Raw genomic sequence first — 26,363 nt, 5'->3', positions numbered from 1 at the left:
TGCTGTGTAGACGAGACGAATCAACTCACAGCGGACCGTAAAAAAATCCCACCACAGGGGCAGCGCTTATCTGCCCCTACAGTGCCATTATCAGATGTCCCAAACCAGATTGATCGCGAAATTACGACCGGGAGCAGTGAGGCGGTCGAGGTTGGCGGGTGATGTCACCGCCGCTTCGCCGACGCCGTCATAACTGCGCACGTCGTCCCATAGCCAGTATTTCTTGTCGGTGAGGTTGTACAGGCCGGCGTTGACCGTGACGTCGTCGGTGACCTTGTAGTAACCGGCCAGGTCGAGGATGCCGAAGCCAGGCGTTTTGAACACACCGCTGCCGTCCGGCGACTTGAACGCGCTGCTGTCCACTCGGTTCTGACGCTTGACCAGTGTCCAACTGAGCAGGCCACCATACTGCTGCTGCTCGTAGCCCAGGCCGAATACGCTCTTGAGCGGATTGACGCTGTTGATCGGTTGGCCGTTGTCTTCGTTCTTGCCATGGGCGTACGCGATGGAGCCCTGGCTGTAGAGACCTTGCGGTGCACCGAAGCTGTCCAGGTTCAAGCGGCCTTTGAGCTCGACGCCCTTGATGGTGGCATGCTTGATATTGTTGCTTTGGAACACGGCGGACGTCGCCCCGGGGCTGACTGCATCCTCGTTGATGAAGTCGCGGTACTGGTTGTAGAACACCGCGATATCGAAGGTGCCTGCCTCGAAGTTGCCGCGTAGGCCGGTTTCATAGCTTCTGCTTTTTTCAGGTTCCAGATTCGGATTGGGCTGGACCGTATAGCCTGCGCCAAGGTTTTCGAAGCGGCCGTACAGTGCCTTCGCCGACGGCGTGCGGAAGCCTTCGGCGTACTGCCCATACCAGGTGTAGTGGTCATCGAACTCGTAGGTCACGCCCAGCGTGGGTGACAACCGATGCCAGTTCCGATCGCTGTCGGTCACGGTGTATTCACCTGTGGGGTTGACCGTGCGCAGGAACTCATCGGTCGCGTGTGGCTTGAGCTGCGTGTAGTCGTAGCGGGCGCTGGGTCGCAAGGTCCACTGATTCCAGCGAATCTCGTCCTGAGCGAACAGGCTGTAGGTGTTGATGGTCGGGTCGGGGAAGTCGCTGGATTTGACCAGGCGATCGGTTGAGCTGTCGGCGCCGATGGCTCGGCAACTGCCCATCACGGTCAGGCAGGTCCCGTAGCCGCTGCGTGAGCCGGTAACCTTCTGCTGACGAATGTTGGTGCCGTAGGTCAGCAGGTGATCGGTTTCACCCACCTGGAAGGCCTTGTCCAGTTGCAGGTCGAATACCCACTGGCGCTCTTTGTAAAGAGTGTCACGCGCTCGCAGCACATCCCGTGCGCGCGGAACGACATAGTGCTCCTCGGTGTGCTGGTCGGTCTTGGCGATCTGGTAGTTCAAGCTCCACTTGATGTGATCGGCCACGGCGCTGTCCAGGCCGAAGTCGTGGTTCAAGCCGAAGCGCTCGCGGGTGATCGTGTCATTGCCACCGCGGGATCGATAGAAATTCAGCGGGCTGCCATTTGCATACGGGCCGCCATAGGCGCTTTTCAGGTCAACGTCTCGGTCGTCCTTGTATTTCTCGTAGGTGAGCCCGAACCGAGCATCGTCGGCGTAGTTCCAGCCCAGCTTGGCTAGGACATTGGTGGAACGCACGTCCTTGGGGTCGGCTGCGGTGCGGCTCAGCCCCGTGCTGGTATGGTCGCCGGAGGATTCGGTCTCGTGGCCATTGCGCTGGCTCAGGTGCAAGAGGGCATCGACGTCACCCGCACGGCCGGCCACGGTGGCCGAGTTCAGCCAGCTTTCGTCTGCCGAACTGTAACCGGTCTTCAAGCGTGCGCCGACATCCTTGCCGGGCTTGATGATGTCTTCGGGGTCCAGGGTGTAGTAGCTCACCACACCACCGATGGCACTGCTGCCGTATAGCGACGACGCCGGCCCGCGCAGGATTTCCACGCGCTTGACGATTTCCGGGTCGACGTAATTGCGCTCGGTTTGCGCGTAGGGGCCGTTGAAGAAGCTGTCCGGCACTTCGACGCCATCGACCTGGGTGAGCACACGGTCGCCGTCGATACCACGAATGTTGTAGCCGGTGAGGCCGCTGCGCAAACCAGTGCCGCCTGCGGAGACGCCCGGTTCGTAACGCACCAGGTCCTGAAGGGTGTTGACGTTATCACGGTCCAGCTGCGTGCGGCCCTGGACGCTGACGGTGCTCGGGACGCTGTCGGCGCTTTGTTCCTGGCGTGTGGCGCTGACGGTCATCTGTTGCAGGGCGATCACGGCGCCCGGCGAGCTGCGCTCGAGCACGACATTGTTGGCGCTGATTTTTCGATAGCGCAAGGGTGTCCCCGCGAGCAGCCGATCCAGTGCCTGTTCCGGCGTCAGGTTACCGCGCGCGCCGGGTGAAATGACGTCCTGGGCAAGCTCGGCGGGCAGTCCGACTTGCCAGCCCGTCGTGGTGCTGAAGCCGTTCAAGGCCGACGCCAGAGGCTGCCGAGCAATGCTGAAGGAGTGATTGACGCTGTTGCGGGCGCTGTTCGGTGTCGGCTCCGCGGCGCTGCCCACGGCGGGCACGGCGGCCAGCAGCAGGGCAGCGGTGAGCACCGAGTGGTGAAACTGTGGACGAGTGAAACCTTTGGACATCGAAAGCGCTCCCTGTCGCGTGTCGTTATAGTGTTACCGATCCGAATGCGAATCAGTTGCATCGGCTATGACTAGACGGATGGGGAAGCGCTACAGCGTAAAAATAATTATGCGGGGTGTCGGTTCATGGCAATGAGGTATCTGTCAGTTCAGGATGACCAGCGCCGGAAACTCCCGCACCTGTGCCGACGTCACCTGAGCCAACGAGCGAACCACTTCGAGCGGGTTGTCCAGGCGGTAATTACCGGTCACTGCCACCTGCTCGAGCTTCTTGTCGGTGTTGATGATCCACCCCGGGTAATAACGCCGAAGTTGGGCGAGTACCTCGCCTATGGGGCAATTCTCGAAGATCAAACGGCCCTGGACCCAGGCCAGATCCTTCTGTGGATCAAGCCGCTCACGCGTGCCGAATCCTTTGGGGCCTATGCGTATGCTGTCGCCGGCGTTCAGGCGCACCGTCTTGTCATGGCTGGCGCTGAGGTCGACATTGCCGCGCTGCACCCGCACTTGTGCCTGGCCATCGTGGTAGCTCACGGCGAAGGCACTGTCGAGCACATCGGCACGCACCGGGCCGGCTTGCACCTGCAAGGGTTGCCGACGGCTGGGGGGTACCTCGAAAAACGCCTCGCCTTCGTATAGGCGCGCGCTGCGTTGCCGGGTGTCGATGCGGCTGGAGAAGGCCGAATCGGTGTTGAGCAATACTTTGGAACCGTCTTCCAGCTGCAGGTGTTGCCGTTCGCCGACCTGGGTCAGATGAGCGGCCTGTACGCGCAGCGGCAGGTGGGTGAAATTCAATACGCCTACCACCAGTATTGCGGCGCTAGCCAGTGGTTTCCAATGCCGACGCCAGGCCGGCGGTTGGCGCCGCGTTTGCAGGGCGACGGCGGCCTGGTGAACCGGCGCGCCGTGCCACACCGCGCGGGCCTGCTCAAATGCCGCGGCATGTTCGGGGTCGGCCAGCAGCCAGTCCTCGAATGCCCTTTGCTCGGTGGGGTCGGTGCAGGGCTGGGCGATCAACCAATCGATGGCTTGCTCCATGGCAGGCGTCGGTGGCGCCCGCTCAGGTAGATGCTGCCGACTCACGAATCTTCCTCCAGGCGCTGCGCGACGCCGACGCAGATCGCCATGATCAATTTCAATTCCTTTTGCACGGTGCTTGCCGAGACGTGCAGCTCAAGGGCAATTTCCACATAACTGCTGCCATGCACTCGGCTCAGGATGAAAATCCGCTGCTGGCGCGGCGTCAGTCGGGCCAGGCTCACGGTCAGCCTGGCCAGAAGGCGCTCCGCATGGGCGACCTCGTCCGGACTACTGGCCACTGCTGCAATGCTTTGTAGCACGTCGAGGGGCACATCTTCGACCATGGTTCGCTCGTGCACCCGTCGTGAGCGCAGATAATCCAGGGCCAGATTGCGTGCTGTCTGAAACACGAAGGGTTCGAGGTGCTCGATGCGTCGCTCACCCAAGGCACGATTTACCCTCAGGTAGGTTTCCTGAAGCAGGTCTTCGGCGGTGCTGGGGTTGCGTACCATGCGCTGAAGGGTGCGCAGCAGACTCAAGCGTTGGGAGAGGAAAACGGAATTGAAGCGTGATTGACTCACGGAATTGCCCGACCGGAAAGCAGGAGATGATAATGCTTCTCATCTGCACGCCTGGTCAAGCCACGATCTTTGCAAGAAGTATCGCGGCTGGAGACGGTGCCTACCGTATCCAGCCGCTATGAGGCCTTACTTGGCGTTGATCAGCGCCAGGCAGTTGTCCAGCATGCGGTTCGAAAAGCCCCATTCGTTGTCGTACCAGGCCATCACCTTGACCAGTTTGCCGTTGACCTTGGTGTGGTTGGCATCGAAGATCGACGACAGCGGGTTGTGGTTAAAGTCGGTGGAAACCAGCGGCAGGGTGTTGTAGCCCAGCACCTTGGACTGCTCGGCAGCGGCGTGCATCAGCGCATTGATCTCGTCGCGGCTGGCTTCACGCGACAGGTTCAAGGTCAGGTCGACCAGCGAGACGTTGATCACCGGTACGCGCACGGCCATGCCGGTCAACTTGCCGGCCAGCTCCGGCAGCACCAGGCCAACGGCTTCGGCGGCGCCGGTCTTGCTGGGGATCATCGACTGGGTCGCCGAGCGGGCGCGGTAGGGGTCGCTGTGGTAGACGTCGATCAGGTTCTGGTCGTTGGTGTAGGCGTGGATGGTGGTCATCAGGCCCTGCTCGATGCCCAGCTCGCGGTGCAGCACCTGGGCCACCGGGGCCAGGCAGTTGGTGGTGCACGAGGCGTTGGAGATCACTTCGTGGGACTGGCGCAGCACGTCGTGGTTGACGCCATACACCACGGTGGCATCGGCGCCCTTGGCCGGTGCCGAGATGATCACCTTGCGAGCGCCGGCCGTCAGGTGCGCGGCAGCCTTTTCACGGTCGGTGAACAGGCCGGTGCACTCGAACACCACATCGATGTTCTCGGCCTTCCACGGCAGCTCGGCCGGGTTGCGGATGGCACTGACCGAGATGCGGTCGCCATTCACCGTGAGGCCTTCCTTGTCGTGCTCGACCGTGCCATCGAAGGTGCCGTGCACCGTGTCGTACTTGAGCAGATGGGCGTTGATCGCGCTGTCACCCAAGTCGTTGATGGCGACGACCTGCAGGTCCTGGCGGTAGCCTTGGGTATAGAGTGCCCGCAGGACATTGCGGCCGATGCGGCCAAAACCGTTGATTGCTATGCGAATGGTCATGAGTGATTCCTGTAATCAGATTGGGTGATTCCCCTTGGATCAGGTCCGGGCAAGCAGGTCACGTAATCTGTTTTGTTGTTGGAATTACAAGATTATTCGCATAGAAATAGAAAACAAGCCTTTTTAATGGCAATATTTTGTTCTATCTACAACGAGTGACCGGTACAACCCTTCCTTCACATCGATTCTTGCCTGCAGGGCTTTGAGCCCTGACACGGGTCGTAGTTCGGACAGAGTGTTGCAGAGGTCGCCCCCAAAGCCTGGAGTTCTTCACATGCATCCCCGCGTCCTTGAGGTCACCCAACGGCTGATTGCGCGTAGCCAAGCTACCCGCAAGCACTACCTGCAACTGATCGACAGCGCTGCCAGCGACGGGCCCATGCGCGGCAAGCTGCAATGTGCGAACTTTGCCCACGGCGTAGCGGGGTGCGGCACCGAAGACAAGCACCAACTGCGCATGATGAATGCGACCAACATCGCAATTGTTTCGTCATATAACGACATGCTCTCGGCGCACCAGCCTTACGAAACCTACCCCGAGCAGCTCAAGCAGGCGTTGCGCGAGATCGGCTCGGTCGGCCAGTTCGCGGGCGGCGTGCCGGCCATGTGCGATGGCGTGACCCAGGGCGAGGCCGGCATGGAGCTGAGCCTGGCCAGTCGCGAAACCATCGCCCTGTCCACGGCCGTGGCCTTGTCCCACAACATGTTCGACGGTGCCCTGATGCTCGGCATCTGCGACAAGATCGTCCCGGGCCTGATGATGGGCGCGCTGCGCTTCGGCCATCTGCCGATGGTTTTCGTCCCCGGCGGGCCAATGCCTTCGGGCATCTCCAACAAGGAGAAGGCCGATGTTCGCCAGCGTTATGCCGAGGGCAAGGCGAGCCGTGAAGAATTGCTCGAATCGGAGATGAAGTCCTACCACAGTCCGGGCACCTGTACGTTCTACGGCACGGCCAACACCAACCAGTTGCTCATGGAGGTGCTGGGGCTGCACCTGCCGGGGGCTTCTTTCGTCAATCCCAACACACCGCTACGCGATGCGCTGACCCACGAAGCGGCCCATCAGGTCACACGCCTGACCAAAGCCAACGGCGAGTTCACCCCCATCGGCCGCATCGTCGATGAAAAATCGCTGGTGAATTCGATCGTCGCCCTGCACGCAACGGGCGGCTCGACCAACCACACCCTGCACATGCCGGCGATCGCCATGGCAGCGGGCATCATTCTGACCTGGCAAGACATGGCCGACTTGTCCGAAGTGGTGCCAACCCTGTCCAACGTCTATCCAAACGGCAAGGCTGACATCAACCATTTCCAAGCAGCTGGCGGCATGGCTTTCCTGATTCGCGAGCTGCTCGCAGCAGGCCTGTTGCACGAGGACGTGAACACGGTGGCTGGTCACGGCCTGAGCCGCTATACCCGCGAACCATTTTTGCAAGAAGGTCGGCTGGTGTGGCGCGAAGGTCCCGAGGCGAGCCTCGACGAAACCATCCTGCGCCCCGTGGCGCGACCTTTTTCAGCCGAGGGTGGATTGCGCGTGATGGAAGGCAATCTGGGTCGTGGCGTCATGAAAGTGTCTGCCGTGGCTTTGGAGAACCAGGTAGTGGAAGCGCCTTGCCGCGTGTTCCAGGACCAGCAGGAGCTGGCCGATGCGTTCAAGGCCGGCGAACTGGAGAAGGATTTCGTCGCCGTCATGCGCTTCCAGGGACCGCGCTCCAACGGCATGCCGGAACTGCACAAGATGACGCCTTTTCTCGGCGTGCTGCAGGATCGCGGCTTCAAGGTCGCGCTGGTCACCGACGGGCGCATGTCCGGTGCGTCCGGCAAGATTCCCGCCGCGATCCACGTCAGTCCCGAGGCGGCCAGCGGTGGCCCGTTGGCCTTGGTGCGCGATGGCGATATCATCCGGGTCGACGGTGTCGAAGGTACCTTGCAGGTACGCGTCGATGCCCAGACGCTGGCCAGCCGTACCCCGGCGGTCGGCACCTTGGCCAATGGCGTAGGGTGCGGGCGTGAACTGTTCGGGTTCATGCGCCAAGCCTTCAGCTCGGCCGAGCAAGGCGCCAGTGCCTTCACTTCGGGGTTGGAGATTTTGCGATGACACTCGCCCTTATCGGCGACATCGGCGGTACCAACGCACGTTTCGCCCTCTGGGAAAACGATGCGCTGCATTCGGTTCGGGTCTTCCCCACGGCAGACTACACCAGCCCCGAGCACGCCATCGGCGTCTACATGGCCGACCTCAAGCTGCAGAAGGGCGACATCGGCGCCGCGTGCTTGGCGGTAGCAGGCCCGGTGGACGGTGACGAGTTCCGCTTCACCAACAGCCATTGGCGCCTGAGCCGCAAGGCATTCTGCGCAAGCCTGCAGATCGGGCACCTGCTGCTGATCAATGACTTCACCGCCATGGCGCTGGGCATGACCCGTCTGCAGCCCGATGAGTACCAGTTGGTCTGCGAGGGCGAAGCGGATCCCGCCCGTCCGGCAGTGGTCATCGGTCCGGGCACCGGGCTGGGCGTGGGCACGCTGATCGGCCTGCGCAACGGTTGGATGGCATTGCCGGGTGAGGGCGGCCATGTCGACCTGCCCGTCGGCAGCCCGCGCGAAGCTCAACTGCGCGCGCACATCGAAGCGCAGATCGGTCACGTCAGCGCCGAAACGATTCTCAGCGGCGGTGGATTGTTACGGTTGTATCAAACTGTGTGCGAAGTAGACGGCCATACGCCTTCCTGCACCTCGCCTGCGGAAGTCACCGACGCCGGCCTTGCCGGTGATCCCGTCGCTAGGGAAACCCTGGAGCAATTCTGCCGCTTCCTGGGCAGGGTGGCGGGCAATAACGTGCTGACCGTGGGCGGTCGGGGCGGCGTGTACATCGTCGGTGGCGTGATCCCGCGCTTTCTCGACATCTTCATGCAAAGCGGTTTCGCCGAGAGCTTCGCCGACAAGGGCTGCATGAGCGATTACTTCAAGGGCGTTCCTGTGTGGGTGGTCACGGCCGAGTTCTCCGGGCTGTTGGGCGCAGGCGTGGCCTTGCAACAGGCGCAGGCTTGAGCGTTTAATCAGCCCTTGAAAAAAGCCGGGCGTATCGACCCGGCAATGACAACAAGGACGCCCACGTGAGCACTGTCGGCAAATCGATCCTGCTGGTCGATGACGATCAGGACATCCGCGAACTGCTGGACACCTACCTCAGCCGGGCCGGTTTCGCCGTGCGCACCACGGCCGACGGCGCGGGCTTTCGCGAAGCGCTTGGCGCCGAGGTCGGCACCGACCTGGTGATTCTCGACGTCATGCTGCCCGACGAAGATGGCTTCAGCCTGTGCCGCTGGATCCGCCAGCATCCGCGCATGGCCCAGGTGCCGATCATCATGCTGACCGCCAGCTCCGACGAAGCCGACCGCGTGATCGGCCTCGAACTGGGGGCCGATGACTACCTGGGCAAGCCGTTCAGCCCACGCGAGCTGCAGGCGCGCATCAAGGCGTTGCTGCGACGCAGCCAGTTCGCCAGCGAGCGCAGTGGCGAGGTGCTCGGCTTCGACGACTGGCGGCTGGATACCGTCAGCCACCGCCTGTTTCACACCGACGGCGAGGAGGTGTTCCTCTCAGGTGCCGACTTCGCCTTGCTCAAGCTGTTCCTCGATCATCCCCAGCAGATTCTCGACCGCGACACCATCGGCAACGCCACCCGCGGACGCGAGCCAATGCCGCTGGATCGCATCGTCGACATGGCAGTCAGCCGCCTGCGCCAGCGCCTGCGCGACAATGACAAACCCCCGCGGCTGATCCGCACGGTGCGCGGTAGCGGCTACCTGCTGGCGGCTCACGTTGCGCCTGTTTAAGCCGCGCTCACTGCTGGGTCGCATGCTGTTGCTGACACTGCTGGCGGTGCTCCTGGCGCAGGGCTTGTCCAGCGTCATCTGGCTGTCGCAGCTGCGGGCCACGCAGCTCGAAGGGCTGGTGACCAGCGCCCGCAGCCTGGCCCACTCGATGGCGGCCAGCGTCAGCTATTTCCGTTCGTTGCCACTGGCCTATCGGCCACTGGTACTGGACCAACTGCGCAGCATGGGTGGTACGCGCTTTTTCGTTTCACTCAACGACAAGCCGCTGGGCATGCAACTGCTCGAGCCCACTGCGCGCAAGACTGCGGTGATCGACGCGGTTTCGGTTGTGCTCCGCACCCAACTGGGCAGCGACGCGGACATCTCGGTGGCCTTCGTCAGCCCCGACGATCTGCGCATCTTCAACAGCGGCCTCAAGCTCGACGAGCTACCGCGTTCCTGGGCGCACTACGCCTTGACCCTGGAACCGGTGAACCCACCGGTGCTGGTCACCCAGATTCGCCTGGGGCCCACTGAATGGCTGTACATTGCTTCGCTGTTGCCCGAACCCTATACCACGCTTGAGGAAGAGGGCCTGCCTGCCCAGCAGATCTGGTTCATCGCCCTGACCAGCGGTTTTTTGCTGCTGTTCATTGGCGTGCTCGTGCACTGGCAAAGCCGGCCCCTGAAACGCCTGGCCCGCGCCGCACGCGAGTTGTCGCTGGGCGAGGTGAGCAACGAACCGCCCATGGACGGTGGCGGCAGCGAGGTGATGGAAGTGGCGCGGGCGCTGAATGCCATGCGCGAGCGTATCAGTCGTTACCTGACCGAGCGCAGCCAGCTGTTCAGTGCGATTTCCCACGACTTGCGCACGCCCATCACACGCCTGCGTCTGCGTGTCGAACTGCTCGACGATCCAGCCCTGGAAGCCAAGTTCGGCCGTGACCTGGACGAGCTGGAATTGCTGGTCAAGGGCGCGCTGCAATGCGTCAAAGACACGGACATCCACGAAAATATCGAGCGGGTCGATCTCGATCAGGTGCTCGATTGCCTGGTGGAACCCTATCTGGCGCCGCACGGCAACGGCCGAGTGACCCTGGAAGGCAAGGCGCGCTGGCCCTACGCCGGCAAGCCGCTGGCCATCAAGCGCTGCATCGGCAATTTGATCGACAACGCCCTCAAGTACGGTGACCGCGCGCACCTGTCCATCCACGACGATGCACAGGCCTTCGTGCTGTACGTCGACGATGAGGGTCCAGGCGTACCCGAGCAACGGTTGCAGAAGGTCTTCGAGCCGCACTTCCGCCTGGCCAGCACCCAGCAGGGCTATGGGCTGGGCCTGGGCATCGCGCGCAACATCGCCCACAGCCATGGCGGTGAGGTGACGTTGCAGAATCTCCCGGCCGGCGGCTTGCGGGTGACATTGGTCTTGCCGCGCAAGACGGTCTGAGCGATCTACGTGTTTCTGCACACCGACCGTTCTGGTGATCATGAATGTCACCAGTCCGTGACATTTCCTTATCCCTTCGTTACCTGCACCCCACTTGGCGGTGTTTACACTCTCACGCAACGCAAGCATCAGACTTGCCTCTGCATAACAACAAAAAAGGATGTCCCATGAACTCGCTCTCGCGCCTCGCCATCGTCGTATCCCTCGCCTCCGTGTTCCCGCTCAGTGCCCTGGCTGCCGACTCCAAAGGTTCGGTGGAAGTTGTCCATTGGTGGACGTCAGGCGGTGAAAAAGCAGCGGTCGATGTGCTCAAGGCGCAGGTCGAGAAAGATGGCTTCACCTGGAAAGACGGAGCTGTTGCCGGTGGTGGCGGTGCCACTGCCATGACCGTGCTGAAAAGTCGTGCAGTCGCCGGTAACCCGCCTGGCGTTGCCCAGATCAAAGGCCCGGACATCCAGGAGTGGGCATCCACTGGCCTGCTCGACACCGACGTGCTGGAAGACGTCGCCAAGGCGGAAAAGTGGGACAGTCTGCTCGACAAGAAAGTCTCCGATACCGTGAAGTACGACGGTGATTACGTCGCCGTGCCGGTGAACATTCACCGCGTGAACTGGCTGTGGATCAACCCGGAAGTGTTCAAGAAAGCCGGTATCACCAAGAACCCGACCACCCTCGAAGAATTCTACGCCGCGGGCGACAAGCTCAAGGCTGCGGGCTTCATTCCTCTGGCCCATGGCGGTCAGCCTTGGCAGGACAGCACCGTGTTCGAAGCGGTAGTGCTTTCGGTCATGGGTGTCGATGGTTACAAAAAAGCCCTGGTGGACCTGGACAACGCCGCGCTCACTGGCCCGGAAATGGTCAAGGCGCTGACCGAACTGAAGAAAGTCGCGACCTACATGGACGCCGACGGCAAAGGTCAGGACTGGAACCTGGAAGCGGCCAAAGTCATCAACGGCAAGGCCGGCATGCAGATCATGGGTGACTGGGCCAAGTCCGAATGGACCGCCGCCAAGAAAGTCGCCGGCAAGGACTACGAGTGCGTCGCCTTCCCGGGCACCGACAAAGCGTTCACCTACAACATCGACTCGCTGGCCGTGTTCAAGCAGAAGGACGCAGGCACTGCGGCCGGTCAGCAGGACATCGCCAAAGTCGTGCTGGGTGAGAACTTCCAGAAAGTCTTCAGCATCAACAAAGGCTCGATCCCGGTTCGCAACGACATGTTGAACAACATGGAGCAACTGGGTTTCGATTCCTGCGCACAGACCGCTGCCAAGGACTTCCTGGCGGACGCCAAGTCCGGCGGCCTGCAACCAAGCATGGCGCACAACATGGCGACCACGCTGGCCGTGCAAGGCGCGTTCTTTGATGTCGTGACCAACTACATCAACGACCCGAAAGCCGACCCGGCCGACACTGCCAAGAAACTTGGCGCAGCGGTCAAGTCTTCCAAATAAGCCGTAGCGGCAAGCTGCAAGCTGCAATTCAGAGCACTGCCCTGCTTATCTTGCAGCTTGAAACTTGTAGCGTGTAGCTGCCCTTTTCTTTTTCGATGGATTTCCCCATGAGCTCTGTTGCTGCGTTCAGCAAAGCCTCGCCGTTCGATGCGTTGCAACGCTGGCTGCCAAAACTGGTGCTGGCGCCGAGCATGTTCATCGTGCTGGTGGGCTTCTATGGCTACATCCTGTGGACGTTCGTGCTGTCGTTCACCACTTCGACGTTCCTGCCGACTTACAAGTGGGCGGGCCTTGCGCAGTACGCGCGGTTGTTCGACAACGACCGCTGGTGGGTCGCGAGCAAAAACCTCGCCGTGTTCGGCGGCATGTTCATCGGCATCACTCTGGTGATCGGTGTGTTGCTGGCGGTGTTCCTCGACCAGCGCATCCGTCGCGAAGGCTTTATCCGCACCATTTACCTGTACCCGATGGCACTTTCGATGATCGTCACCGGTACCGCGTGGAAATGGCTGCTCAACCCGGGCATGGGCCTGGACAAATTGCTGCGTGACTGGGGCTGGGAAGGCTTCCGTCTCGACTGGCTGATCGACCCCGATCGCGTGGTCTACTGCCTTGTGATCGCGGCGGTGTGGCAAGCCTCGGGCTTCATCATGGCGATGTTCCTCGCTGGCCTGCGTGGTGTCGATCAATCGATCATTCGTGCCGCGCAGATCGATGGCGCGAGCATGCCGACAATCTATTGGAAGGTGGTGCTGCCAAGTCTGCGTCCGGTGTTCTTCAGTGCGGTGATGATTCTGGCGCACATCGCGATCAAGAGTTTCGACCTGGTCGCGGCGATGACCGCCGGTGGCCCGGGTTATTCCTCTGACCTGCCGGCGATGTTCATGTATTCCTTCACCTTCAGTCGCGGCCAGATGGGCATGGGCTCGGCCAGTGCGATTCTGATGCTCGGTGCGATCCTCGCGATCATCGTGCCTTACCTGTATTCCGAGCTGAGGACCAAGCGCAATGACTGATCTCGCTGCCAAACCCGCCATCAGCCTGAGTCGTATCGCGATCTATGCAGTACTGATCCTCGCCGTATTGCTTTATCTGGTGCCGCTGGTGGTCATGTTGCTGACCAGCTTCAAGACCCCGGAAGACATCAGCACCGGCAACCTGCTGAGCTGGCCGACCGTGGTCAGCGGCATCGGCTGGATCAAGGCCTGGGCCACGGTTGACGGGTATTTCTGGAACTCGATCAAGATCACCGTACCCGCCGTGATCATCTCCACCGCCATCGGGGCACTGAACGGCTACGTGCTGTCGATGTGGCGCTTCCGTGGTTCGCAGTTGTTCTTCGGTCTGCTGTTGTTCGGCTGCTTCCTGCCGTTCCAGACTGTGCTGCTGCCGGCCTCGTTTACGCTCGGCAAGATCGGGCTGGCGAACACTACCACCGGCCTGGTGTTTGTCCACGTGGTTTACGGTCTGGCGTTCACCACGCTGTTTTTCCGTAACTACTACGTGAGCATTCCCGATGCGCTGGTAAAAGCCGCACGTCTGGACGGCGCGGGTTTCTTCACGATTTTCCGCCGCATCATTCTGCCGATGTCGACGCCGATCATCATGGTTTGCCTGATCTGGCAATTCACCCAGATCTGGAACGACTTCCTGTTCGGTGTGGTGTTCTCCAGCGGGGATTCGCAACCGATCACGGTGGCGCTGAACAACCTGGTCAACACCAGCACCGGCGCCAAGGAATACAACGTGGACATGGCGGCGGCGATGATCGCCGGTTTGCCGACCCTGCTGGTCTATGTGGTCGCAGGCAAGTATTTCGTGCGCGGGCTGACAGCCGGCGCCGTCAAGGGGTAATCATGGCTACGCTCGAACTTTGCAACGTCAACAAGACCTACGGTCCCGGCCTGCCGGACACGCTGAAGAACATCGAACTGTCGATCAAGGACGGGGAGTTCCTGATCCTCGTCGGCCCGTCGGGATGCGGCAAGTCGACCCTGATGAACTGCATCGCCGGTCTGGAAAGCATCACTGGCGGCGCGATCATGATTGGTGATCAGGACGTCAGTGGCATGAGCCCGAAGGATCGTGACATCGCCATGGTGTTCCAGTCCTATGCGCTGTACCCGACCATGAGCGTGCGCGAGAACATCGAATTCGGCTTGAAGATCCGCAAGATGGCGCAGTCGGCGATCGATGAAGAAGTCGCTCGCGTGGCCAAGCTGCTGCAGATCGAACACCTGCTGAACCGCAAGCCGGGTCAGCTCTCCGGTGGTCAGCAACAGCGTGTGGCGATGGGCCGTGCCCTGGCACGTCGGCCGAAGATTTATCTGTTCGACGAACCGCTCTCCAACCTCGACGCCAAGCTGCGCGTCGAGATGCGCACTGAAATGAAACTGATGCACCAGCGCCTTAAAACCACCACGGTCTACGTGACCCATGACCAGATCGAAGCGATGACTCTGGGCGACAAAGTGGCGGTGATGAAGGACGGCATCATCCAGCAGTTCGGCACGCCGCAGCAGATCTACAACGATCCGGCCAACCTGTTCGTGGCCAGCTTCATCGGTTCGCCGCCGATGAACTTCATCCCGCTGCGCCTGACCCGTCAGGACGGCCGCCTGGTAGCGCTGCTCGACAGCGGCCAGGCACGTTGCGAGCTGCCGCTGGGCATTGCCGACGCGGGGCTGGAGGATCGCGAGATCATTCTCGGCATCCGCCCCGAACAGATCGCCCTGGCCAGCGAACAGGTCACGGGTTTGCCCACCCTGCGCGCCGAAGTGCAGATCACCGAGCCGACCGGGCCGGACACGCTGGTGTTCGTCACCGTGAACCAGACCAAGGTGTGCTGCCGCATGGCGCCGGACGCTGCGCCGGCCATAGGCGCCACCTTGAACCTGCTGCTGGACCCGAGCAAGGTCCTGATTTTCGATGCGGCCAGCGGTGAGCGCCTCGGCGCTACGCGAACCGTGCAGGAAGCTGCACCCTTGGGCAACGTGACCCAGTTCAAAGGACGCTGAATAGCGATATCGGCGGGCGGCCTGTCGCCTGTCATTGGCAAGACTGTACAACACGTCAATAACAATAAAAGAGGAAGAGGGATGAACAGCAGACTTATCACTAAACCCAGACTGATCGGCCAGTTGTCGATGCTTGGCGCCTTGAGTCTGGCCGGCAGCGTGCATGCCGCTGGGGCCTTTACAGAAGAGTCGCCGTGGATGACCGGTGATTGGGGTGGGGCGCGTACGGAGTTGCTGGAAAAGGGCTACGATTTTTCGCTGGAGTATGTAGGGGAGGTAGGCAGCAATCTCGACGGTGGTTACAACGACGACACCACCGCACGCTACAGCGATCAGTTCGCTCTGGGCGTGAAGATGGACCTGGAAAAGATCCTGGGTTGGAAGGACGCCGAGTTCAAGCTGGCCATCACCGAGCGCAGTGGCCGCAACATCTCCAATGACCGGATCGGCGATCCGCGTGCCGGCACCTTGAGTTCATCCCAGGAAGTCTGGGGCAGGGGCCAGACCTGGCGGCTTACCCAGATGTGGTACAAGCAGGGTTATTTCGACGACAAGCTCAACGTCAAGATCGGCCGCTTCGGCCCTGGCGAAGACTTCAACAGCTTTCCGTGCGACTTCCAGAACCTGGCGTTCTGCGGTTCGCAGGTCGGCAACTGGGTTGGCAATATCTGGTACAACTGGCCGGTCAGCCAGTGGGCCCTGCGTATCAAGTACAACATCACCCCGGAAGTGTATGCGCAGGTAGGCGTGTTCGAGCAGAACCCCTCGTACCTGGAAACCGGCAATGGCTTCAAGCTCAGCGGCAGCGGCACCAAGGGCATGATCCTGCCGGTTGAGCTGGTATGGACGCCCAAGCTCAACGACCTACCAGGCGAGTATCGCCTGGGCTATTACTACAGCACGGCCAAGGCCGACGATGTGTATGAAGATGGCAATGGCCAGGCGGCTGCGGTTTCCGGCGCCAGCTACAAATCCCACAGCAGCAAGCACGGCGCCTGGATCGTCGCCCAGCAGCAGCTGACCAGCCATAACGGCAGCGCCGCGCGTGGCCTGAGCATCTTTGCCAACGCCACCGTGCACGACAAGGACACCAACTTCGTCGACAACTACCAGCAGATCGGCCTGACCTACATGGGGCCCTTCGACGCCCGGCCCAAGGACGACATCGGTGTGGGCATCGCGCGCATCCACGTCAACGACGACGTGCGCAAGAATCGCCGTCTGGTCAACGATCTGAACAACATCGAAGACTACGACAATCCGTCATACCTGCCGATCCAGGACACCGAGTACAACGCCGAGATCTACTACGGCTTCCACGTGACCAACTGGCTGACGGTGCGGCCCAACGTGCAGTACATCAAGCATCCTGGCGGCGTGAACCAGGTGGATGATGCGCTGGTGGCCGGGCTGAAAATCCAGTCCAAGTTCTGATTTGTGGTGTGCTCTTTACGGGCGACTTCGGTCGCCCTTTTTTTTCGACCCAGTAACGGGCGCACCGTAGGAGCGGTCATCGGCCGCGAAAGCCGCGCCGCGGTGAAACTGGCACACTGCGGTGTTCTTTTCGCGGCCGCTGACCGCTCCTACGTGGGATCACGGGCTCATTCATACAATTACCTGCGGTTTGACTGTGGGAGCGGTCATCGGCCGCGAAAGGCTTGCTGCGGTGAATCTGATCCACCGCGGCGTTTTTTCGCGGCCACTGACCGCTCCTACAGATCCAGGTCCTTTACCTGCATTCAGTCCAGGCCATCCCCTGCCGGATAGCGACTCACGTTGAGGCTTTCCTTGATCTTCCTCAGGTGTGGCTGGAAATCCACGCCGCGCCGTAGCGTCATGCCCGTGGCCAACACGTCCAGCACGGTCAGTTGCACGATGCGCGATGTCATCGGCATGTAAATATCCGTGTCTTCGGGCAGGGGTATATTCAGACTCACGCTGCTGGCCTTGGCCAGGGGCGAGCCTGCCGCCGTCAGCCCCAGTACCGATGCACCGTTTTCCCGTGCCAGACGAGCGACTTCAACCAGTTCGCGCGTGCGCCCGGTGTAGGAGATGATCACGAACAGCTCGCCGGTATGGGCAACCGACGCCAACATTCGCTGCATGAGGACATCGGCATGCGCCGACACCGCCAGGTTGAAGCGGAAGAACTTGTGTTGCGCATCGAGCGCGACCGGCGCCGACGCGCCGAGACCGAAGAAGTGGATCTGCCGCGCCTGGATCAACATGTCCACGGCACGGCTGACCAGCGCCGGATCGAGTTGCTGGCAGGCGCTGTCCAACGAAGCGATGGCGCTGCCGAAAATCTTCTGGGTATAGGCAGCAGGATCGTCGTCGGCTTCCACCGCACGACTGACGTAGGCGGCACCGCTGGCCAGGCTTTGCGCCAGTTGCAGCTTGAGCTCGGGGTAGCCACTGACGCCGAAGGAACGACAGAAGCGGTTCACCGTCGGCTCGCTGACCTTGGCGGCCTGCGCCAGGGCGGCAATACTGAAGCGGGTCGCCTGCTGCGGATTGAGCAGAATGACCTCGGCCACCTTGCGCTTGGCCTTGTTCAGCTCATCGAGGCGGCTCTGGATCTGTTCCAGAAGATTTCGCACACGGTCCATGGTATGTCCTTGGGTCTACTGCAGCGCCAGCGAGCGTTTCTGGCCAGGCTGTCTTCACGGGTGGCTTATCCTACTGGGGGGCGCAGTGCGCCACCACCCGTATCTGTCTGAATGGGTAAATGTTGTGGTTATTACTACATTCTGCCTTGAATCGTGCCCTGAAAAAGGGTATTTCTACGTCAACTTGATAGAAGAACAAACATCATGCCCTCAATGACCGCAGGATCATGCACCTTTGCCCTCTTTGGCGCCCTGGGCGACCTGGCATTGCGCAAGCTGTTTCCGGCTCTATATCAACTCGATCGCGCGCAGTTGCTGCACGCCGATACACGCATTCTCGCCTTGGCCCGCGAGCCGGGTGACGAAGCCCACCACCTGGGTGTCATCGAGGCAGGACTGCGCAAGTTCGTCTCCGATGCACAGCTCGAGCCCGATGCGGTGCAGCGTTTTCTCGCGCGCCTGAGCTATGTACACGTGGACTTTCTGGATGCCGACACCTACGTCGCACTGGCCGAGAAAGTCGGTGACGCCGAACAACTGATCGCCTACTTCGCCACACCGGCGGCGGTCTACGGCGCCATCTGCGAAAACCTGCACAAGGTGGGCCTGACCGAGCGCACCCGCGCCGTACTGGAAAAGCCGATCGGCCACGACCTGGAATCCTCGCGCCGGGTCAACGATGCCGTCGCGCAGTACTTCCCGGAAAACCGGGTCTACCGCATCGACCATTATCTGGGCAAGGAGACGGTGCAGAACCTCATTGCCCTGCGCTTCGCCAACAGCCTGTTCGAAACCCAGTGGAACCAGAACTACATTTCCCACGTTGAAATCACCGTGGCGGAAAAAGTGGGTATCGAAGGGCGCTGGGGCTACTTCGACCAGGCCGGCCAGCTGCGCGACATGATCCAGAATCACCTGCTGCAGCTGCTTTGCCTGATCGCCATGGACCCACCGGCCGACCTGTCCGCCGACAGCATTCGCGACGAGAAGGTCAAGGTGCTCAAGGCGCTTGCGCCATTCACCGCCGACGGCTTGACCCAGCAGGTCGTGCGTGGCCAGTACATCGCGGGCTACAGCGAAGGCCGTCCGGTGCCGGGTTACCTGGAAGAAGAAAACTCCAACACCCAGAGTGACACCGAGACCTTCGTCGCGCTGCGCGCCGACATCCGCAACTGGCGCTGGGCCGGCGTGCCGTTCTACCTGCGCACCGGCAAGCGCATGCCTGAAAAGCTGTCGCAGATCGTCATCCACTTCAAGGAACCGCCGCACTATATCTTCGCGCCCGAGCAGCGCCTGCAGATCAGCAACAAGCTGATTATCCGCCTGCAACCGGACGAAGGCATATCGCTGCGCGTGATGACCAAGGAGCAGGGCCTGGACAAGGGCATGCAACTGCGCAGCGGGCCGCTGCAACTGAATTTCTCCGACACCTATCGCAGTGCGCGTATTCCAGACGCGTACGAGCGATTGCTGCTGGAGGTGATGCAGGGCAATCAGAACCTGTTTGTCCGTAAAGATGAAATCGAATATGCGTGGACATGGTGCGATCAGCTCATCGCCGGCTGGAAGAAATCCGGCGATGCTCCCAAGCCGTACGCGGCGGGTTCATGGGGGCCGATGAGCTCGATTGCCCTGATCACACGCGATGGGAGATCCTGGTATGGCGATATCTGATTTGCAGTTCCCCGACGGGGTCAAGGTTCACGACTGCGTGAGCGCGCCGCTGTTGGCCGAAGCACTGGCCGGCAAGGTCGCCGAGCAACTGCGCGAGGCGATCGAGCGCCAGAACGTGGCAACCCTGGTGGTTTCCGGCGGGCGCAGCCCGGTGGCTTTCCTGGAGTGCCTGGCGCGTCAGAGCCTGGACTGGTCACGGGTAGTGATCTCCCTGGCCGACGAGCGTTGGGTGCCCATCGAGCATGCCGACAGCAATGCCGGTCTGCTCAAGCGCCACCTGCTGGTAGGCGCGGTCGAGCAGGCACGTTTCGTCAGCCTGTACCAGACCACCTCGAGCCAAGAGGAAGCTGCCGCAGTGGCCGATGATCTGCTCGGCCAATTGCCGCCGATCGACGTGCTGGTACTGGGCATGGGTGATGACGGGCACACCGCTTCGTTGTTTCCCGATAGTCCCAACCTTGAACAGGCTCTGGCGCTGGACAGCGAGCGCCGCTGCTGGCCGATGCTGGCGCCGAGCGTGCCGCATCAACGCCTGAGCATGAGCCGTGCGTTGCTGGCCTCGGCCCGCTTCAAGGTGCTGTCGGTGCAGGGCGAAAGCAAGTTGACCACGCTGCGCACCGCACTGTCCGGCGACGACGTGGCGCAGATGCCTATCCGCGCCTTCCTGCACTCCGCGCTGGATATTTACTGGTGTCAATGAATCAAGGAACCGCCGCTATGATTACCACCGAACAACAGCAACGCATGGTCGACAAGGTTGCCCGGATCGACGCCTTGGCGGCGCGTGCGCGAATTCTGCCGGTCATCACCATTGCCCGTGAAGAAGACATTCTGCCCCTGGCCGATGCTTTAGCGGCCGGCGGCCTGACTGTGCTGGAAGTGACCCTGCGCTCGGCCTTGGGCCTGAGGGCGATTCAGGTGCTGCGCGAGCAACGCCCTGAACTGCTGGTCGGCGCTGGCACGGTGCTGACCCGCGAAATGCTCGCCGCAACGGAGCAGGCCGGTTCGCAGTTCACCGTCACTCCCGGCGTGACCCAAGACATGCTCGAGGCTGGTGTGGAAAGCTCGTTGCCGTTGCTGCCGGGCATCAGCAGCCCGTCCGAACTGATGATGGGTTATGCGCTGGGCTATCGTCGCTTCAAGCTGTTCCCGGCAGAGGTAAGCGGTGGCGTAGCTGCCATCAAGGCGCTCGGCGGCCCTTTCCCGGAGGTGCGTTTCTGCCCTACGGGCGGTGTCGGCCCGGGCAATATCAACAGCTACATGGCTCAATCCAATGTGATGTGCGTGGGCGGCTCGTGGATGCTCGACAGCCAATGGATTGAGAACCGCGATTGGGCACGTATCCAGGAGTGCAGCGCCCAGGCGCTGGCTTTGCTCGACTGATTCGACTTCGTTAGGCGCTTCACGGTTGTCTTTCAGTGCGCTCGGTCGGCGCACTTTTTTTTGCCTGAAAGAAAGTCGTCAGGCGATTCAGCGCCCATCGGCAATGCGCGGCTTGCCATGTTTGACCCGCAGCGGATCGAGCAGGTCGGACAGGCCGTTGTGATCGATTTCCTGCATCAGCGCCAGCAGGCCGCCCAGCTCCCCCTTGGGAAAGCCTTCGCGGGCGAACCAGTTCAGGTAATGCCCCGGCAGGTCGGCGATTACCCGGCCCTTGTACTTGCCGAAGGGCATGGCAAGCGTCACTAAAGATTCGAGTTTTTCGGGGTTCATGACTGAATATTCACAAGGGTGTGGGTCTGCGAGAACGGCTTGGGGCAAGGTTACATGCATTCTGCACGGTCCCAAAGCCGTCCATCATGCATAAAGACAGCTTCGCAAAATCCCAGTCCACGCTAACTGTTTGAAATATATAATTTTTCTCTGGAATGAAAGCTGGCACGAAGGCTGCTCTATCGACAGCATCCCAACGCGGTTTCCGATTTTCACAGGAATTCAAAAAGATGAATGATTCTGCCAAGACGGTTGTTTCCATCCTGAACAAGCTTATCGAGACCTGCAAGGACGGCGAGGAAGGCTTCAAGACCTGTGCCGAAGACATCAAGAATCCCGAACTCAAGGCGTTGTTCACCAAGCATTCCCAGGAATGCGCCGAAGCGGCTGGTGAACTGCAGGCCGAGGTCATCGCACTGGGTGGTACTCCGGAAGACTCCACCAGCGTGAGCGGTGACCTGCATCGTCGCTGGGTCGACGTCAAATCAATCTTCACCGGCAAGGATGAAGAAGCGGTACTGAACGAAGCCGAACGCGGCGAAGATGTGGCTTTGAAAGCCTACAAGGAAGCCTTGACTGAGGCGCTGCCTGCCAACATCTTCACCATCGTCGAGCGTCAGCTTGCCGGTGTGCAACGCAATCACGATCAGGTCAAAGCCCTGCGCAACATAGCTCGCGCCAGCAGCTGAGCAGTCACGCTGGCGCTGTAAAAAAAACGCCCGCATCGGGCGTTTTTTGTTGGTCGACGTTCAGTGGCTGGCCGGCAATGCGGGCGTTCTGGACCCGTCGGTGCGATGGAACAACCGCTCCAACTGCAGATAGATCACTGGAGTGGTGAACAGCGTCAGCATCTGGCTGATCAGCAGGCCTCCCACCACAGCGATGCCCAGCGGCTGGCGCAGTTCCGCGCCGGCGCCATAGCCGAACATCAGCGGTAATGCGCCCAGCAGTGCCGCCAGTGTGGTCATGATGATCGGGCGGAAGCGCGTCAGGCAGGCCTTGTGAATCGCTTCGCGCGCGTCCAGGCCTTCGCTGCGCTGCGCATGCAGGGCGAAGTCGATCATCAGAATGCCGTTCTTCTTGACGATACCGATCAGCAAGACCAGGCCGATCAAGGCCATTATGGAAAAATCCTGTCCCCAGAGCCATAGCAGCAACAAGGCGCCCAGCCCAGCCGATGGCAGGGTCGAGATGATTGTCAGTGGGTGAACGAAGCTTTCGTACAGCACGCCCAGAATGATGTAGACCGCCACCAGTGCAGCCAGAATCAGCCAGGGCTGGCTGGCCAGCGAACTCTGGAAAGCCTGGGCAGCGCCCTGAAAGCTGCCGGCGATGGAGGCAGGCATGGCCAATTCGGCTTGCGTGCGTTCAAGCAGGACGACGGCCTCGCCCAAGGCCACGCCGGGCGCCAGATTGAACGACAGGTTGGCCGCCGGAAACAGGCCGTCGTGGCTGATCGACAGCGGGCCCTGAGTGGGCGCCTCGACTTTGGCCACGGCCGACAGCGGCACCATTTCGTTGGTCAGGGGAGAGCGCAGATGGAAGTACTGCAAGCTCTGCGCCTTGCCACGCTGGTCCGCCTTGAGTTCGAGGATGACCTTGTACTGGTTGGTCTCGGTCTGGAACTCGTTGATCTGGCGCTGACCGAATGCATCGTACAGCGCCTGGTCGATGTCGCTGGTGGTCAGGCCGAAACGCGACGCCGCGACCCGATCGATGCTGATGTGGGTCACGCTGCCACCCAGCTGCAGGTCGTTGGACAGGTCGCGAAAGGCCGGGTTGGCGCGCAGTCGTTCGGTCAGGCGCTCGGTCCACAGGTTCAGGCTCGGCCCGTCGTTGCTCTTGAGCACGTACTGGTACTGGCTGCGGCTTGGCCCGGCGCTCAGGTTGATGTCCTGTCCGGCGCGCAGGTAAAGCACCACGCCAGGCACCTGGGCGAGCTGGGGCCGCAAGCGGTCGATGAATGCGCTGGCCGACACGTCGCGTTCGCGCTGTTCCTTGAGGCCGATCCAGAATCGCCCGGTAGCGATGGTCTGGTTGCTGCCGGTTACGCCCACGGCGTGGGAATAGGCCCTGACGGCTGGATCTGCGCCGACGATACGGGCCAGCGCAAGGTGTTTTTCCTGCATGTCTTTGTAGGAAATGTCGGCGGCCGCTTCGGTCGTGCCGAGAACGAAGCCGGTGTCCTGCACCGGGAAAAACCCCTTCGGAATGAGCACGTAGCCCGCCACCGACAATGCAACGGTCAAGCCGAACACGGCCAGAGTGATGCCCTGGTGAGCCAGTGCGCGGATCAGACCCTTGTCGTACCAGGCCAGCAGGCGCTCACTGAAGCCTGCGCGTGCGGTGTGTGCGGGTCGGCGCATGAACAGCGCGCACAGCGTCGGTGCCAGGGTCAGGGAAACCACCACCGAAATGAGGATGGTAGAGGTGGCCGTCAGCGCGAACTCCTTGAACAGCCGCCCGACCACGCCGCCCATGAACAGCAGCGGAATGAACGCGGCAATCAGCGAAAAGCTGATCGAGACCACCGTGAAGCTGATCTCGCTGGCGCCCTTGATCGCCGCTTCACGCATGCCATCACCGGCCTCCAGATGGCGATGGATGTTCTCCACCACCACGATTGCGTCGTCGACCACGAAACCGACACTGATGACAATGGCGACCAGGGTCAGGTTGTTCAGGCTGAAACCCATCAGGTACATCGCGGCGAACGTTGCGATCAGCGAAACCCCCAACACACTGGAGACGATCAGCGTGGCCGACAGCTGGCGCAGGAACAGCGCCATGACGGCCACCACCAACAGCACGGCGATCAGCAGCGTCAGTTCGACTTCGTGCAGTGATGCACGGATGGTCTGGGTGCGGTCATTGAGTACGGTGACATCCACGCTTGCCGGCAGCATCTCCTGCAGGCGGGGCATGGCCGCCAGTATGCGGTCGACCGTGTCGACGATGTTCGCACCGGGCTGGCGGAAGATCGTCAGGTTCAATCCTGGCTGGTCACCGGACCAGGATTGCACGTAGGCGTTCTCCGCACCCTTGATCACGGTCGCGACGTCCTTGAGTTGTACCGGGGCACCATCACGGTAGGCCACCACCAGCTGCGCGTACTCTTGGGCTTCGAAGAGCTGGTCGTTGGTGGCCAGTGTCGACACGCTGGTGTCACCGTACAAAGCACCCTTGGCCAGGTTCAGGCTTGTCTGCTGGATAGCACCGCGCAGGTCGGCAAGCGTCAGTTGCAATGCGGCCAGGCGCTCTGGGGCAGCCTGGACACGGATCGCCGGGCGTTGCTGGCCGGTGATGTAGACCTGGCCAACGCCCTCGATCTGGCTCAGTTGCCTGGCCAGCAGGGTTTCGGTGTAGTCGCTCAACACGTGAGTGGGCATTAGCGCCGAACTGACGCTGAGGATCAGCACCGGACTGTCACCCGGATTGACCTTGCGCCAGGTCGGCAGATTCGGCATGTCCTGCGGCAAGCGCCCGGCGGCCGTGTTGATCGCCGCCTGGACCTCTTGGGCGGCGGTGTCGATACTTTTGCTCAGGCTGAACTGCAGGATCAGGTTGGTCGAGCCCAGCGCGCTGCTGGAAGTCATCTGGGTCATGCCGGGAATGGCGCTGAACTGAACTTCCAGCGGCGTGGCCACCGAAGAGGCCATGGTCTGCGGACTGGCGCCGGGCAGTTGCGCGTTGACCTGGATGGTCGGGAAGTCCGCTTCGGGCAGTGGCGCGATCGCCAGTCGGGTGAAAGCCAGGCCCCCGAGCAACACCAGTGCCACTGTCAACAGGACGGAGGCGACCGGATGGTCGATGCACCAGGCGCTGATCGAGCGCCCGTTGCTCATCGCGGGGTCGCTGCGTTGTCTGCCGTTGGCTCGAGTACCTGTACGCGGGCGCCCGGCCTTAGCCGCGATTGCCCGTCACTGACCAGCACGTCACCTGCGGCCACACCGTCTATCAAGCTTTGGGTCGAGGTCTGGTAGCGCACCTGCACCGGGACCTGCTCGACTTTGGCATCCGTCACGCGGTACACGTAATGGCCCTCGATACCACGCTGCACCACGGCCAACGGTACCACCAAGGCGTTGCGTTCGACGCCGACCTGCAAGCCGACACTGACCAGTTGGCCAGGCCACAGGGTATGTCGGCCGTTGTGAAACTCGGCCTTGGCGCGGATGGTCCCGGTGCTTGCGGCAATCTGATTGTCGAGCAGCGTCAGATGACCCTCGCCGACCAGCTTGCCTGTTTCGGTATCGCCATCGATGTAGGCGCGAACCACTGCCGGCTGCGGTCGATCAAGCAAGGACTGCAACGTCGCCAGTTCCTGCTGGGGGAGCGAGAATTCCACGGCGATGGGGTCGATCTGGGTCACCGTGAACAAGCCTTCGGCATCGCTGACACGCAGGAAGTTGCCCGGATCCACACGGCGGATACCGACCCGACCGGTCACCGGAGAGTGAATCTGGGTGTAGGACAACTGCACCTGAGCGGCAGCAATGGCGGCCTGATTGCCTTGCAAGGTCGCGGTGAGCTGCTCGAACAGGGCCTGTTGTTCGTCGAGCAGCTGACGCGAAATGCCGTTGTCGCGGCTCAGGTCCTTGTAGCGGCGCAGATTGACCCCTGCCACCTGCAGCTGCGCCTGGCTCTGACTGGCTTGCGCCCGCGCTTGGGCAAGGCTGGCGCGAATGGCACGATCGTCGATGCTGGCCAGAGCATCACCCTTGTTGACCCACTGGCCTTCCTTCACGGCTACCTGCGCCAGAATCCCATCGACCTGCGCACGCACCGTCACGCTGTGCAGGGAAAGCACCGAGCCGATACCGGTGAGATAACGCGGCACATCGGCCTGCACCACGCTGACCACGCGCACCGGGACGGGCAGTGCCGGCACAGACTTGTTCGCTGCAGTGCGATTGAGCAGCAGCCAGGCCGCGCCAGACACGACGACAAGCAGCAGGCCTGCCAGTAACAGCGGTCGGATGGCTATGCGCATGTGTATCGGACACCGGCAGGAGGAAGAGCTGGCAGTTTGACCTTAGTCGCGCCGCCTTGCCAAGCCCAAGCCCCTGGACGATGGGTCTTGGGCCGCCCATGCCTGCGGCGCAGTGCTGATTCAGAAGGGGAAAAATCGTTCAGCTACAGAGGAAATGCGCCAACGGTGTCTATCGGGCTTTTCCTACAGGGTGCGCTGAATAGACCTATAGCGCCGCCCAGTTGATCACCAGAGACTTTCTTCCTTACAACAAGTCG

At 61.4% G+C, this 26,363-nt stretch carries 21 protein-coding genes; 13 read left to right on the top strand and 8 right to left on the bottom strand.

What is annotated here, in order from left to right:
• Positions 1-90 precede the first annotated feature (90 nt).
• From IFT57_RS04860 to gap, 4 genes are all read right to left on the bottom strand, one after another.
• Entirely contained in the window at positions 91-2,649 is a 2,559-nt protein-coding gene (locus tag IFT57_RS04860; protein ID WP_192150747.1) for a TonB-dependent receptor, read from the bottom strand.
• Positions 2,650-2,793: 144 nt separating this feature from the next.
• Entirely contained in the window at positions 2,794-3,687 is an 894-nt protein-coding gene (locus IFT57_RS04855; RefSeq protein ID WP_192150908.1) for a FecR family protein, read from the bottom strand.
• A gap of 41 nt (positions 3,688-3,728) precedes the next feature.
• Complete coding sequence (locus tag IFT57_RS04850; protein ID WP_192150745.1) at positions 3,729-4,250, bottom strand: sigma-70 family RNA polymerase sigma factor; 522 nt, start codon at positions 4,248-4,250, stop codon at positions 3,729-3,731.
• 126 nt (positions 4,251-4,376) lie between these two features.
• The gene (gap, locus tag IFT57_RS04845) at positions 4,377-5,378 is read right to left on the bottom strand and encodes a type I glyceraldehyde-3-phosphate dehydrogenase (protein ID WP_122713527.1); all 1,002 of its coding nucleotides are present in this window, start codon (positions 5,376-5,378) and stop codon (positions 4,377-4,379) included.
• A gap of 274 nt (positions 5,379-5,652) precedes the next feature.
• Between gap and edd the strand changes: the two genes are divergently transcribed.
• The 9 genes from edd to IFT57_RS04800 all read left to right on the top strand — a co-directional run bounded on the left by edd (position 5,653) and on the right by IFT57_RS04800 (position 16,551).
• Entirely contained in the window at positions 5,653-7,479 is a 1,827-nt protein-coding gene (gene edd, locus IFT57_RS04840; RefSeq protein ID WP_122796065.1) for a phosphogluconate dehydratase, read from the top strand.
• Positions 7,476-8,429, top strand: a complete 954-nt coding sequence (locus IFT57_RS04835) for a glucokinase (protein WP_122796064.1) — start codon at positions 7,476-7,478, stop codon at positions 8,427-8,429. The genes edd and IFT57_RS04835 overlap by 4 nt, the downstream gene beginning before the upstream one ends.
• Before the next feature lie 65 nt (positions 8,430-8,494).
• Positions 8,495-9,217, top strand: a complete 723-nt coding sequence (locus IFT57_RS04830) for a response regulator (protein WP_122796063.1) — start codon at positions 8,495-8,497, stop codon at positions 9,215-9,217.
• A gap of 22 nt (positions 9,218-9,239) precedes the next feature.
• Positions 9,240-10,646 (top strand): ATP-binding protein, encoded by a 1,407-nt coding sequence (locus IFT57_RS04825; protein ID WP_192150906.1) that lies wholly within the window; start codon positions 9,240-9,242, stop codon positions 10,644-10,646.
• A 167-nt stretch (positions 10,647-10,813) separates the two neighbouring features.
• Positions 10,814-12,100: an ABC transporter substrate-binding protein gene (locus tag IFT57_RS04820; protein ID WP_192150743.1), complete on the top strand. Its 1,287-nt coding sequence runs from the start codon at positions 10,814-10,816 to the stop codon at positions 12,098-12,100.
• 107 nt (positions 12,101-12,207) lie between these two features.
• Positions 12,208-13,116 (top strand): carbohydrate ABC transporter permease, encoded by a 909-nt coding sequence (locus IFT57_RS04815; protein WP_049861849.1) that lies wholly within the window; start codon positions 12,208-12,210, stop codon positions 13,114-13,116.
• Positions 13,109-13,954 carry a carbohydrate ABC transporter permease gene (locus IFT57_RS04810; RefSeq protein WP_192150741.1) on the top strand — a complete coding sequence of 282 codons (846 nt, stop codon included), beginning with the start codon at positions 13,109-13,111 and terminating at the stop codon, positions 13,952-13,954. Before IFT57_RS04815 ends, IFT57_RS04810 begins: the two co-directional genes overlap by 8 nt.
• A gap of 2 nt (positions 13,955-13,956) precedes the next feature.
• Positions 13,957-15,117 carry an ABC transporter ATP-binding protein gene (locus IFT57_RS04805; RefSeq protein ID WP_192150739.1) on the top strand — a complete coding sequence of 387 codons (1,161 nt, stop codon included), beginning with the start codon at positions 13,957-13,959 and terminating at the stop codon, positions 15,115-15,117.
• Positions 15,118-15,246: 129 nt separating this feature from the next.
• On the top strand, positions 15,247-16,551 hold the full coding sequence (locus IFT57_RS04800) for a carbohydrate porin (RefSeq protein ID WP_244646990.1): 1,305 nt from the start codon (positions 15,247-15,249) through the stop codon (positions 16,549-16,551).
• 305 nt (positions 16,552-16,856) lie between these two features.
• Here the strand turns inward: IFT57_RS04800 and hexR are convergent, their stop codons facing one another.
• Positions 16,857-17,717, bottom strand: a complete 861-nt coding sequence (gene hexR / locus IFT57_RS04795) for a DNA-binding transcriptional regulator HexR (protein ID WP_192150904.1) — start codon at positions 17,715-17,717, stop codon at positions 16,857-16,859.
• Positions 17,718-17,930: 213 nt separating this feature from the next.
• Between hexR and zwf the strand changes: the two genes are divergently transcribed.
• From zwf to IFT57_RS04780, 3 genes are read left to right on the top strand one after another with little or no spacing between them, the layout of a single operon-like run.
• Positions 17,931-19,400, top strand: coding sequence for a glucose-6-phosphate dehydrogenase (gene zwf / locus IFT57_RS04790; RefSeq protein WP_122796057.1), 1,470 nt, complete (start codon positions 17,931-17,933; stop codon positions 19,398-19,400).
• A complete protein-coding gene (gene pgl, locus IFT57_RS04785) occupies positions 19,387-20,100 on the top strand; it encodes a 6-phosphogluconolactonase (protein WP_192150737.1) in 714 nt (237 codons plus the stop codon). The genes zwf and pgl overlap by 14 nt, the downstream gene beginning before the upstream one ends.
• A complete protein-coding gene (locus IFT57_RS04780) occupies positions 20,097-20,783 on the top strand; it encodes a bifunctional 4-hydroxy-2-oxoglutarate aldolase/2-dehydro-3-deoxy-phosphogluconate aldolase (RefSeq protein ID WP_185794099.1) in 687 nt (228 codons plus the stop codon). The genes pgl and IFT57_RS04780 overlap by 4 nt, the downstream gene beginning before the upstream one ends.
• A gap of 87 nt (positions 20,784-20,870) precedes the next feature.
• On the opposite strand, the gene IFT57_RS04775 is transcribed toward IFT57_RS04780, so the two are convergent.
• Positions 20,871-21,113, bottom strand: coding sequence for a DUF3820 family protein (locus tag IFT57_RS04775; RefSeq protein ID WP_192050521.1), 243 nt, complete (start codon positions 21,111-21,113; stop codon positions 20,871-20,873).
• A 230-nt stretch (positions 21,114-21,343) separates the two neighbouring features.
• On the opposite strand from IFT57_RS04775, the gene IFT57_RS04770 reads away from it, so the two are divergent.
• Positions 21,344-21,802, top strand: a complete 459-nt coding sequence (locus IFT57_RS04770) for a ferritin-like domain-containing protein (protein ID WP_122479594.1) — start codon at positions 21,344-21,346, stop codon at positions 21,800-21,802.
• A gap of 60 nt (positions 21,803-21,862) precedes the next feature.
• Here IFT57_RS04770 and IFT57_RS04765 read toward each other — a convergent pair whose 3' ends face one another.
• Both IFT57_RS04765 and IFT57_RS04760 read right to left on the bottom strand, forming a co-directional pair.
• Positions 21,863-24,958 (bottom strand): multidrug efflux RND transporter permease subunit, encoded by a 3,096-nt coding sequence (locus IFT57_RS04765; protein ID WP_192150735.1) that lies wholly within the window; start codon positions 24,956-24,958, stop codon positions 21,863-21,865.
• Entirely contained in the window at positions 24,955-26,106 is a 1,152-nt protein-coding gene (locus IFT57_RS04760) for an efflux RND transporter periplasmic adaptor subunit (RefSeq protein WP_192050527.1), read from the bottom strand. Before IFT57_RS04760 ends, IFT57_RS04765 begins: the two co-directional genes overlap by 4 nt.
• Between the last annotated feature and the right edge of the window lie 257 nt (positions 26,107-26,363).

Origin of the sequence: Pseudomonas sp. CFBP 13719 (assembly GCF_014842095.1) — a bacterium.
Classification (GTDB): domain Bacteria; phylum Pseudomonadota; class Gammaproteobacteria; order Pseudomonadales; family Pseudomonadaceae; genus Aquipseudomonas.
Note: the sequence above shows the minus strand (reverse complement) of the source record. Positions and strands in the feature narration are given on the sequence as shown.

Bases quoted from the DNA above. Each gene is read 5' to 3' on its own strand.
- IFT57_RS04860 (WP_192150747.1), bottom strand. From the start codon at position 2,649: ATGTCCAAAGGTTTCACTCGTCCACAGTTTCACCACTCGGTGCTCACC.
- IFT57_RS04855 (WP_192150908.1), bottom strand. From the start codon at position 3,687: ATGGAGCAAGCCATCGATTGGTTGATCGCCCAGCCCTGCACCGACCCC.
- gap (WP_122713527.1), bottom strand. From the start codon at position 5,378: ATGACCATTCGCATAGCAATCAACGGTTTTGGCCGCATCGGCCGCAAT.
- edd (WP_122796065.1), top strand. From the start codon at position 5,653: ATGCATCCCCGCGTCCTTGAGGTCACCCAACGGCTGATTGCGCGTAGC.
- IFT57_RS04835 (WP_122796064.1), top strand. From the start codon at position 7,476: ATGACACTCGCCCTTATCGGCGACATCGGCGGTACCAACGCACGTTTC.
- IFT57_RS04825 (WP_192150906.1), top strand. From the start codon at position 9,240: ATGCTGTTGCTGACACTGCTGGCGGTGCTCCTGGCGCAGGGCTTGTCC.
- IFT57_RS04820 (WP_192150743.1), top strand. From the start codon at position 10,814: ATGAACTCGCTCTCGCGCCTCGCCATCGTCGTATCCCTCGCCTCCGTG.
- IFT57_RS04815 (WP_049861849.1), top strand. From the start codon at position 12,208: ATGAGCTCTGTTGCTGCGTTCAGCAAAGCCTCGCCGTTCGATGCGTTG.
- IFT57_RS04810 (WP_192150741.1), top strand. From the start codon at position 13,109: ATGACTGATCTCGCTGCCAAACCCGCCATCAGCCTGAGTCGTATCGCG.
- IFT57_RS04805 (WP_192150739.1), top strand. From the start codon at position 13,957: ATGGCTACGCTCGAACTTTGCAACGTCAACAAGACCTACGGTCCCGGC.
- IFT57_RS04800 (WP_244646990.1), top strand. From the start codon at position 15,247: ATGCTTGGCGCCTTGAGTCTGGCCGGCAGCGTGCATGCCGCTGGGGCC.
- zwf (WP_122796057.1), top strand. From the start codon at position 17,931: ATGCCCTCAATGACCGCAGGATCATGCACCTTTGCCCTCTTTGGCGCC.
- pgl (WP_192150737.1), top strand. From the start codon at position 19,387: ATGGCGATATCTGATTTGCAGTTCCCCGACGGGGTCAAGGTTCACGAC.
- IFT57_RS04780 (WP_185794099.1), top strand. From the start codon at position 20,097: ATGAATCAAGGAACCGCCGCTATGATTACCACCGAACAACAGCAACGC.
- IFT57_RS04775 (WP_192050521.1), bottom strand. From the start codon at position 21,113: ATGAACCCCGAAAAACTCGAATCTTTAGTGACGCTTGCCATGCCCTTC.
- IFT57_RS04770 (WP_122479594.1), top strand. From the start codon at position 21,344: ATGAATGATTCTGCCAAGACGGTTGTTTCCATCCTGAACAAGCTTATC.
- IFT57_RS04765 (WP_192150735.1), bottom strand. From the start codon at position 24,958: ATGAGCAACGGGCGCTCGATCAGCGCCTGGTGCATCGACCATCCGGTC.
- IFT57_RS04760 (WP_192050527.1), bottom strand. From the start codon at position 26,106: ATGCGCATAGCCATCCGACCGCTGTTACTGGCAGGCCTGCTGCTTGTC.